The organism is Micrococcus sp. HMSC31B01 (genome assembly GCF_001816085.1).
Lineage (GTDB): Bacteria > Actinomycetota > Actinomycetes > Actinomycetales > Micrococcaceae > Micrococcus > Micrococcus luteus.
On sequence record NZ_KV824811.1, the window covers coordinates 1 to 1,293 of the forward strand.

At 74.5% G+C, this 1,293-nt stretch carries 1 protein-coding gene; it reads right to left on the reverse strand.

The genetic code is table 11. From position 1 onward, the window contains the following. Positions 1-1,293 (reverse strand): proline dehydrogenase family protein (locus HMPREF3105_RS00250; RefSeq protein ID WP_210401402.1); only part of this gene is annotated, 1,293 nt, incomplete at both ends.

Consider the following 1,293-nt stretch of genomic DNA (forward strand, 5'->3'; position numbering starts at 1 on the left):
GGGCGTCGTCGGCCGTGGTGGCGCGGTGGGCGCGGACGGTGTCCGTCCCGAGGGCCGAGCCCGGGACGGCCGCGAGGATCCGGCGGGCCCACTCCCGGTTGCCGGGCAGCGCGGGGTCCGTGTCCGGGGTGTTGGCGAAGCCGTCCACGGGGGCGGGGGTCGGCCCGTCCTCCCCGCGGGACCGGTCCTGGAGGCGGTTCGGACGGGGCACGGCCGCGTCCAGGTGGCGCAGCGAGGCGCGGAAGCGCTCCTCCTCGCGGGCGAACAGGTCCGCGTCCGCGTCCAGGTCGAACACGGCGGACATGAAGTTCTCCGGGGAGGCGCCCTCCTCGAGGCGGCGCACGAGGTAGGAGATCGCCACGTCGAACTCCTCGGGCCGCACCACGGGCGTGTAGAGCAGCAGGGCGCCGACGTCGGCCCGGACGGCGGCGGCCTGGCCGGTGGCCATGCCGAGCAGCATCTCGAACTCCACCGCGGCCGGGTCGAGGCCGCGGTGCTCGATCAGCCGGTGGGCGAGGGCGACGTCGAAGAGGTTGTGCCCGGCCACGCCGATGCGCACGTGGGCCAGATGCTCCGGGGTGAGCGCGTAGTTGAGCACGCGCTTGTAGTTGGTGTCCGCCTCCTGCTTCGAGCCCACCGTGGCCAGCGGCCAGCCCGTGAGGGAGGCCTGCATCCGCTCCATGGGCAGGTTGGCGCCCTTGACCACGCGCACCTTGACCGGGGCGCCGCCGGCGGCGACGCGGCGCGCGGCCCACTCCTGCAGGCGCACCATGGCCGCGAGCGCGTCCGGCAGGTAGGCCTGCAGCACGATGCCGGCCTCGTAGTCGCGCAGGCCCGGCTGCTCGAGCAGGGCGGTGAACACGTTGAGCGTGAGGTCGAGGTCGCGGTACTCCTCCATGTCCAGGTTGATGAAGGTGTCCCGGTCCCGGGCGAGCTCGAACAGCGGGGTGAGCCGCTCGGTGATGTCCGCGACGGCCTCGTCGAACGCGTAGGGCGCGTGCGGGGCGGTGGCGGCGGAGACCTTCACGGACACGTAGTCGACGTCGTCGCGGCGGATCAGCGCGGCGATGCCCTCGAGCCGGCGGTCCGCCTCGCCCTGACCGAGGATCGCCTCGCCCAGCAGGTTGATGTTCAGCCGGGTGTGCTCGTCGCGCAGGGCCGCGATGGCCTTGCCGAGCTGCCGGTCCCGCGCGTCGACGATCAGGTGGGAGACCATGTGCCGCAGCACGCGGCGGGCCGTGGGGACGGCGATGCGCGGCACGAGCGGGGCCGCGCGGCCGCCGACGCCGAGGA